The sequence below is a fragment of the Celeribacter halophilus genome, from assembly GCF_018860305.1.
Lineage (GTDB): Bacteria > Pseudomonadota > Alphaproteobacteria > Rhodobacterales > Rhodobacteraceae > Celeribacter > Celeribacter halophilus_A.
Genome location: NZ_JAHKPE010000017.1, coordinates 1 through 8,974, shown reverse-complemented (window position 1 = coordinate 8,974; position 8,974 = coordinate 1). Strand labels below are relative to the sequence as shown.

The 8,974-nt window shown below is 51.0% G+C and carries 6 protein-coding genes and 2 pseudogenes; 4 read left to right on the top strand and 4 right to left on the bottom strand.

Annotation, left to right across the window (positions count from 1 at the left end; all coding sequences use genetic code 11):
- Positions 1-605 (bottom strand): transposase (locus KO492_RS04025; protein WP_216043787.1); only part of this gene is annotated, 605 nt, incomplete at its 3' end.
- Positions 606-633: 28 nt separating this feature from the next.
- Between KO492_RS04025 and KO492_RS04020 the strand changes: the two are divergent.
- Positions 634-1,808, top strand: a pseudogene (locus KO492_RS04020) (IS3 family transposase).
- On the opposite strand, the gene KO492_RS04015 reads toward KO492_RS04020, so the two are convergent.
- From KO492_RS04015 to KO492_RS04005, 3 genes and pseudogenes are all read right to left on the bottom strand, one after another.
- On the bottom strand, positions 1,805-2,209 hold the full coding sequence (locus tag KO492_RS04015; RefSeq protein ID WP_216043786.1) for a hypothetical protein: 405 nt from the start codon (positions 2,207-2,209) through the stop codon (positions 1,805-1,807). The pseudogene KO492_RS04020 and the gene KO492_RS04015 sit on opposite strands and share 4 nt — an antisense overlap.
- 483 nt (positions 2,210-2,692) lie before the next feature.
- Positions 2,693-3,943, bottom strand: a pseudogene (locus tag KO492_RS04010) (IS256 family transposase).
- A 378-nt stretch (positions 3,944-4,321) separates the two neighbouring features.
- Positions 4,322-4,999: a sugar transferase gene (locus KO492_RS04005; protein ID WP_216043785.1), complete on the bottom strand. Its 678-nt coding sequence runs from the start codon at positions 4,997-4,999 to the stop codon at positions 4,322-4,324.
- Positions 5,000-5,843: 844 nt separating this feature from the next.
- Between KO492_RS04005 and KO492_RS04000 the strand changes: the two genes are divergently transcribed.
- From KO492_RS04000 to KO492_RS03990, 3 genes are all read left to right on the top strand, one after another.
- Entirely contained in the window at positions 5,844-6,104 is a 261-nt protein-coding gene (locus tag KO492_RS04000) for a hypothetical protein (protein ID WP_216043784.1), read from the top strand.
- Positions 6,105-6,302: 198 nt separating this feature from the next.
- Positions 6,303-7,787: a lipopolysaccharide biosynthesis protein gene (locus KO492_RS03995; RefSeq protein WP_216043783.1), complete on the top strand. Its 1,485-nt coding sequence runs from the start codon at positions 6,303-6,305 to the stop codon at positions 7,785-7,787.
- A 37-nt stretch (positions 7,788-7,824) separates the two neighbouring features.
- Positions 7,825-8,829: a sulfotransferase gene (locus tag KO492_RS03990; protein WP_216043782.1), complete on the top strand. Its 1,005-nt coding sequence runs from the start codon at positions 7,825-7,827 to the stop codon at positions 8,827-8,829.
- The last annotated feature ends 145 nt before the right edge of the window (positions 8,830-8,974 follow it).

Genomic DNA, 8,974 nt, shown 5'->3' with positions numbered 1-8,974 from the left:
TTCTCCCCACGGGCGTTGACCCCGATTACAACGAGTACGCAGAGCCGATCATCTATCCCGCGCAAGCCGCTGTAGATACCGTCTGCCCAGATGTAGACCCATTCATCTCGGCTCAGATCGGCTTTGCGCCAGTCATTGTATTCTTCTGCCCACTGGCCCTTCAGACGGGAAATCGTTTTCGCGGAAAAGCCGGTGGCCTCAGGGCCAAGGAGTGCTTTGAGCGCAGCGTCCATTTCGCCCGCGGAAATCCCCTTCAGGTACAGCCAGGGCAAGGCCGCCTCAATGGACCTGGCTTTGCGCACGTAAGGCGGCACAAGTGCAGAGCGGAACGTGACCGGTTTACCGTCCTTGGCCCGGACCTTTGGTACTTTCACTGTGACTGGCCCGCTTCCGGTTTGTACCGCCCGTTCCGGATGATAGCCGCTGCCGACCACGGCAGCGCGGCCGTCCGCTGTGCGTCGTTCGGCAAACTCGGCGAGAAAGGCGTCACGTTCGGCTTCAATCGCAGCCTGCAGCAATTCCCGAGCGCCTTTGCGCAAGATATCTGTCAGCGGGTCAGTGATCGTGTCTCGACCGGAGAAATTGATGATGGTACTGTCGTCCATGGTGGTGTGTCCTCGAATGGTTGGCTGGATGTGTTGCAACACCAATCCAACCAGATGCACCGCCGTCATTCAAATCCCCCGGACACCAGATTCACTCATAGCTCTGGCGCAGGTTGTTGAGCGCGGATATTCAGTCAGCGAGGTTGCTGAACGACTGGGGATCAGCACCAAATCTCTGTACACTTGGAAGGCGCAATTTTCCAAGTCACCGCAGGTCAGATCAGAGGTTGCTGAACAAGCTGCAGAGATCAGGCGGCTGAAGCGTGAGTTGGCACGGGTTACTGAGGAGCGGACAATCCTAAAAAAGGCGACCGCGTACTTCGCGCGCGAGTCACAGTGAAGTACGCGTTTATTGAGGCTCATCGTGCGGAGTTTTCGGTGCGGTCGATGTGTCGTGTGCTGGCTGTGCATTTCAGCGGCTTTTATGCATGGCTTAAAGAACCGTTAAGCGTACGCGCGCTTGAAGATGCGCGGCAGACAGAGCTAATCCACCAAGCATGGACAGATAGCGGGAAGGTCTATGGCTATCGGAAGCTGGCCGATGATCTACGTGATGCTGGCGAGACCTGCTCCGAGAACCGTGTGGCACGATTGGCTAGCCTTGCGGGCATCACAGCACAGATCGGATACAAGCGTCGGCCTGGTCGCTATGGCGGCAAACCTGCTGTTGTCGCTGACAACACGCTGGACAGACAGTTTGAGGTTGCGGCACCTGACGCGGTTTGGATGACCGACATTACCTACATCAGAACCCATGAAGGCTGGTCATATCTCGCTGTGGTCATCGATCTGTTTTCACGACGTGTCGTTGGTTGGTCGATGCAATCTCGCATGACAACTGACCTGGCCTTGCAAGCCTTGTTGGCTGCTGTTTGGCGGCGCAAACCAAAGCAAAAAGTCATGATCCATTCAGACCAAGGTTCACAGTTCACTGGCAAAGAGTGGCAGTCGTTCCTTAGCAAACACAATCTGGTTGCCAGCATGAGCAGACGTGGGAATTGTCATGACAACGCGGTCGCAGAAAGCTTCTAGCGGGAGCGCATTAGGCGGCGAACATACCTCACACGCGACGCCGCAAGGCAGGATGTGTTCGATTACATCGAGATGTTTTACAACCCTACACGCAAGCACACGAACAACGGCAGGCTGTCACCGGTTGACTATGAAATGAAACAGCTGAAAATGAACGAGGCAGGCGTCTAGCAAATTAGGGGCACCTCACTCTCTTTGCTGAGAGCAGGCCCATCTTTCGGCGGATCGATATCAATCATGAAGATACCGGGACCATCGGACCAATCGAAATGATCATTAGATCGCGCGATATGCCCTTCACGTTTCTCTTTGGGCATTGCTGCGAGATTGGATTTCGTCACAACCACACCTACAGCGGGCCCCGTGGGGACGCCGTAGACCATGGCCTCGTTTGTGCGCAGCGCCCCGAGCATTTCCGAAAATTCTGCAAGCGTCTCAAACGCGCGCACAGCATATGTGCCGCGCAACATGTGACCGCCCGATTCCGTCATAAGTTCTTCATTCTGAAGCGTGATACGTTTCGTCAACCGACGCGGCTCATCACTGGAAATTACCGTCACTTTAATCGCCATAAGCTCTTCCTCTGTTTGTTCTCTACAACAAGGAGAGGAGGTCAAACGGTATCCCGCAAATACTTTTTTTCACCAGAAAAGGCGGAATCTTAGGATAAAAAATATCAGCTTTCTGAATTCACTACAGATTTTCGGATGGGGCGATTGAAACTTTTTTGGCCACTCTAAAACCTGACCCGCCCAAGCCCAATTTTAGGAAAAATCATTTCCTAAAAAGCGGGTGTAGTACTGTAGTGATTTACTGTTCTGAGGAGAGATGAAGAAAGCAAGGTTGGAGGGAATGGTATGGAAAATGGGGCGGGCATCACTGCATTAAATCCCATGGCTCATCTGATGAAGGAAGATTTGCCCTGAATGAACATCACCATCTCTTGGGGTGCCGAGTAAAGCGGTACTGCCCACAGCATATAAATTTCGCAAACCTGATAATTTGATCCTAGGTGCTTCGCACGAGCTATGCCCAGAAGTTGGTGACGCCAGAGATCAGGCGGCATTTTGAAGTTGCTTGATCCCGTCTTTAAACGCAATCCCTTCGATGATTCCCGGCAAACGATTTGCGCTGTCCAGTTTTCGCCATTTGGCTTGTGCCGACATCATCAGCCGGAAGGCCATTGCAAGGCCGGTCTTCCGGCTTAGGCAGCCTTTGGTTTTGCCAGTGCGATGGCGAACCGTTGTGAACATGCTTTCGATCGGGTTCGAAGTCCTGATGTGCTTCCAATGCTCGGCGGGAAAGTTTGAGATGCTCAATAAAACGTCGCGATCTTTGATCAGCTTGGCCGCCGCCTTTTCATACTTCACACCATAAGCTGCGACGAAGAAGTCGAAAGCCGCCTCAGCATCGGCTTTTGTCTCGGCCTGCCAGATATCGTGCAAATGCCCTTTGGCTTTGGCGTGGGGAGATTTCGGCATCGCGTTGAGGACATTCCCGGTTTTGTGGAACCAACAGCGTTGTTCGCGGGTGGTGCCGAAGACTTCACGCAACGCCGCCCAAAAGCTGAGCGTCCCGTCACCAATGGCCAGGTCCGGAGCCTTGTTCAGACCTCGCCGCTTCAGATCAAGCAGCAGCTCGCGCCAACTCTGGGTGCTTTCTCTGAAGCCGTCCACAAGGCCCAAGACCTCTTTGCGGCCCCACTCGTCAGCCCCGATAAGAACCAGAACACATTGTTTTTATTCAGCGATACGTGCCTTGAAATAGACGCCATCGGCCCAGACATACACAAACCGACGCGCGCTCAGATCCCGGCGTTGCCATTGCTCATATTCTTCCCACCATTCAGCCTTAAGCCGCAAGATGGTTGTGGACGAGAGCCCTGCCGCGTTCGGCCCGAGGAGAGCTGCCAGCGCCTCCTGAAAGTCGCCGGTGGAAATGCCCTTCAAATATAACCAAGGCAACAATTCTTCGATCGACTTGGCCTTGCGCAGATAGGGAGGCAAAATCGATGACGTAAACCGGACTTTCTCGACCGCCTCACCACGGTCACGCACCCGAGGCATCTGCACCTTCACTGGGCCGATCCCGGTCATCACCTCGCGTTCAGGCAAATACCCATGCCGGACAAGGCGGGCGCGGCCTTCTTCCGTGGTTTCGTGTTTGTAGGCCTCCAATAATGCGGCCAGTTCAGCTTCAACGGCTTGCTCGATGAGTTGCCGCGCGCCGGATCGTAAAATCTCGGTCAGCGGGTCAGTCGAAAATCCGGATGGATGCAAGCCTTTCACAATTAACTTGGGGTACAAGTTGAGTGTGAAAGGCCACCCACATCAACACGTTGTGCTGTGTTTTCTGGACCCTTGGAGCATAAATCTTTGGCGAAACATTTCAGGTAAGCTGGTGATGGTAGTCTTCGTCATGTGCATATCCCTTTCTCTACGGAGAATTGACGGCGTTCTGAACACCGCCATGATATGCCGCCCCTACGGGCCGTCACCAACTTTTAGGCATTACTCCACTTATGCGGCATAAGCCGCTTCATCAATGGCGTGGTTGCGCCCGGATTCAGCGATCAAACCACCGCTTATAATACGTATCAAAAAGGGGAACCAAACTGGCCCCCCTAAAAAAGTAATTCGAAATTATCCCACAAGGGCGTCACACAGACATATCCGCCGACCTTGTTAGCAACCTGTACGGCCAATAACCGAATATGCTGTCTTGGATAAAATCTGCAGGTCCAACCAAAGCGACACCCTGTTGTAATAATGAACATCCAGTTCGACGCGTTCTTGGTAAGAAACGTCATTGCGTCCGGAAACCTGCCACAACCCCGTAACCCCTGGACGTAGCAACATATAGACATCCGCAAACTTGCCATACATCGTCAATTCAGACTCTGTAACAGGGCGCGGTCCAATCAAGCTCATCTCACCTTTCAGAACATTCCAAAGCTGCGGCAATTCATCTAGACTCGTTTTGCGAAGAAACGCCCCCAATGGTGTCACACGCGGATCATTGCGCAATTTTCTGTCTTTTTCCCACTCTGCGCGAGCTATCGGATCAGCCTCCAACAACGCTTCCAAACGCTCTTGAGCATCCGGGACCATGGTCCTGATCTTCCAACATTTAAAAGTTTTTCCGCCTTTTCCGACCCTTGCGTGACCGAAAAGACCAGATCCGCCATCCCGAGAAACCAGGATGCAAAGAACCAGAACAAGCGGCACAATCATCGGCAGAAGCATGAGTGATAAAACAACATCAACAAGTCGTTTTACACCCCCCGCATAGATTGGGATAACATTGTAGTAATACTGACTGCGTGGTAACGTGGTGGAATCCTGATGTTCCATCTGCGACATAGTAACAATCCACTTCATAAGCTCATGAAAGTTCGCGCTTCCCCAAGCGCGAAGGTTCTGTTGTCATGAAGGGCCCCCCCTTCACTCACCTCAGTCCCGAAAACCTCGTCTGCCAATGTGCTTTGCGCACTTTACGCATCTAATCGATGCAGGCAGCACCCCTCTTATAACTTCCATAGTAAGCATTTTGTGTTTTCAAAGCCTAATAAAACATTTTCAAGCTTGGAAGTGCGCTGTGAGCCAGTGAGACACATAAATAACATAAAATTAACAATGCCCTAACCAAATTGAACGGCTGGCAAAATGCAGAAGCATGCGGTTCGTATTTTGATCCAGTCGGCAATTTTTTGCAAAAAAGAATCTCATTTGACAAAAAAATAATCCGTTTAAAAAGATTTGACTACCAGCGACTCAACCCTAGGTTAAGTGATGCACCATAGGTCCAGCACTCGGAGGCTCAAAAAATCGAATCAGCAGGAAAGACCGGAGCCCCGAAAAATACCAATGCTTCGCAAAAACAGATGGCTACGGCTCTCTACATCCTTCAAATCCAGAGTCCCCAAAATCTTCGACGACGAAGGACATCCCATATTGACTATCCGGATGAAAGACTTCAGCAGTTGCGAATGGCAAAAAGCCGCCCATCAAACTGCTTTTCAGAGGCCTCTATGGGCGTTACAAGCAGTTTAGAGAACAAACTACACTGTATCCTTTACCGAGTGCTCTTGCCCGAAAAATTGTCCCGTCGATACGCAATTTCAGGGTTCGTTATCAAACTTGATGTCAGTGTTAATCCGGCACTGGCCCAAATAACCTGCAACGAACATGAATTGAGGATCATTTTGTGAAAATCAAAGCCGAAAAAATTGAATTTCAATCAAAAGCGGCAAACCGCAGCGAGTCCAAAGAACCAAAGGCCGCAACAACGACGCGCCCAGCGAAGGGCGCTGCTCTTGTTGCGCTTCCTTTCGCATTGATATTCACGGTACTTTTCTTTTTGTCGTTTGATATTTCCCTGTTCTGGGCTTTGCCGATATACGCAGCCATTGGATCTATACTGATCTTGTTTCTCATATTGGGAAGCCTATGGGCCAACCGGAAATAATCTATCGGTTGCTCATTTATTCCCCATACTGAATTTTAATGCGCTATTTTTAAGACGTCCTAGGAATGTCATATTTGAGAGACATTCCCGCAGTTGATGCCATGTGCTATTATCGGCCTCATAAAAGGGTAGTTCAGACGAGCAGGACGCGCCGCAATATATAGTCAGCGCATCCCGCCATTAAAGAAGAGTATTTCGGTGAATGGTTCAGAAGTATCCCCCCCAGGTCTCAAAAATTTTATCATTAGTGTCGGAGCCCTCATCTCGGCGAGAGGCTTTGTAGCTGTTTCGCAAATTCTTGTACTGCCAATTCTCGCGCGTCAGTTGTCTGTTGAAGACTTCGGCCTCATGGGGCTTGCCATGACACTGGTCATCTTCGCAAATACACTGAGTGACGGAGGCATGGGGCGATCTCTGATCCGTCGCGAAGATGCCGACGAGGTTGAATGGGCTTCCGTAAACTGGTTGATGATTGGAGCAGGCGTTGCCTGCACAGTGTTCGTTGCAGCTCTGTCTCCACTCGCCGCCAGCTATTTCGACAGTGATCGCCTCGTCCCCGTACTTCTTGTCATGTCGGTCATACCACTGTTCTATGCTCTGAGCGCTGCTCCGAATGCCGAGGTGGAACGTCGAGAAAATTACAGCGGAATTGCCAAAGTTCAGGTGCTCGCCACAATTTCCGGATTGGTGTTCGCTGTATCTGCGGCTCTTTTGGGATTGGGCATATGGGCACTCGTCGGACAACAGGTCTTATTGGCCGCAGTTCGAATGGTGGGCATTTTTAAACTTTCCCACTTTCGTCCCAGTCTCACTTTCTCGACCTATGGCCTACGTCCGCATCTGATTTATGCGCGTGACACACTCGCCTCTGCGTTTCTCATTGTGATACGGCAACAGCTCCCTGTGATGATGATTTCACGGGTTCTAGGCCAAATCCCGCTTGGCTATTTTGCCATGACACAGCGTTTCAACAGGCTCCCTCAATTCGGGCTGGCCGGGCCAATGTCCTCCGTGATCTATGTTCGAATGTCCAAAGCCCAGAAGTCACCGGAGAAACTCAGAGATATCTATTACGCCGGGATGAGGCTCTTGGCCGTGTTGCTGATCCCGACCACAACAATGATTGCTGTGGCAGGCACACCAATTTTTTCTGTGCTCCTTTCGCCAGAATGGAAACCGGTGGCAATACTTTTCGCACTATCCATTGCAGGACTGGTACTGGAAGCCATTGCCATTTTCTTCATGCATGCCTTATTTCGTGCGGTATCTCGTACAGACCTTTTATTGCGTACATCAATTGAAGGCGTGATCTTACGACTTGTCATGATGTGGATCTCGCTGCAGTTCAGTCTTGAAGCTGTAGCGATGAGCTTTACTCTTTGGTCATTGGTTATGGTCCCGCGCCATTGGCAATTGGGTGCTCGGCTGATTCCCATCACCCTGTCTGGCTGTCTGAATCAACTGCTCCCAGCCAGCATCGTTGCCTGCATAGTCGCACTTGTATACGCTTTGGTTGATCACCTGACAGAGCTGCCAGACCTTGCCTATGTGGCGATATCTGCGAGCTTGGGTCTTGCTGGCGTTGGCCTCACGGTTCTTATCGACAATCAAAACTCCAAGTCGGCCCTGAACGTCTTTCGCACGACATCACAAACTCTCTCCCCTACAGTTATCGGTCGTTAGACCACTGGAGCAAACAGCTTTGAAAGAGTAACACGTTATGATCAGCGCATCTACAGAACCAAAGAAGCGGCGTCCCGAACCCGATTTCATCATCGGCGGCGCACCAAAATGCGGCACGACTTCCCTTCATTTTATTCTCGACCAGCATCCCGACATTGCCTTACCGATAGATGAAGTGAACTATTTCGACGCGGATGACCCGTTCAACTGGCCCGATCTGTTTTTCGAACGTAACGGTCATCTCGACTATCGCAACCCAGCGCCGAACAACGCTGAAACCAGAAACTGGTATCACGCAAAATATGAGGCATTGGGCAATGTGCGCCTGCTCGGCGAAGATAGCACACGTTACCTTTTTTCTCCTATGGTCCCGCATCGCGTCGCACAAAGGCTTCCCGACGCAAAAATTATATTTATGCTGCGGGATCCAGTGAAACGCGCCTATTCAGAATACTGGCATGCAATGAAAATGATGCGGGTCACCACATCATTTGAAGGTGCCCTGACCGCCCTGCCCCAGATTGTCAGCGGCTCAACCTATGCGCCACATTTATCTCACTGGATAAATGTGCTCGGGAAAGATCGGGTGCATGTGGTTCTGTTGGAAGATTTCCAGAAAGACCGTCAGTTGGTTATGAACGGGATTGCGAATTTCATCGGAGTGGAACCCTTTTCTCTTGATGGGCACGAACTTTGGTTCAACAAGACCAGCTACCCAAGCTCACCCCGGTTGATGCAATGGGTGAACCGCCTTGTCGGAAGACGTATTTCCAGATTGCGTTACATGTCCCACATGCGCATGGAAACGGGAACACGCATGAAAATCGCCAATCGCATCTATCAATTCTACTTCCATAAAATCAATCCGCTTCTATTGACTGCAGACACTCCACCAAAAATGAAAGCGGAGACCGCACACTACCTGTCTCGACTTTTCACAGACCTTAACACCGGCCTCGATACTCTACTGCAACGAGATCTGTCGGAAGTGTGGTCATCATGGGATCCGGTTTCAGAAGGCAAGTCAGGTGAAACGCCTTAGCTCTAGTGTATGCACTGACAGCATCCCTCATGTCCGGTAAGGTAAAGCGTGTTGATTTCCGCTGAGACGTGACCCGGTAGACCGCAAATTTTTCACTGAGAATTGACCCATGTGAACATGATATCCCTGACGGCTTTATTCAGGG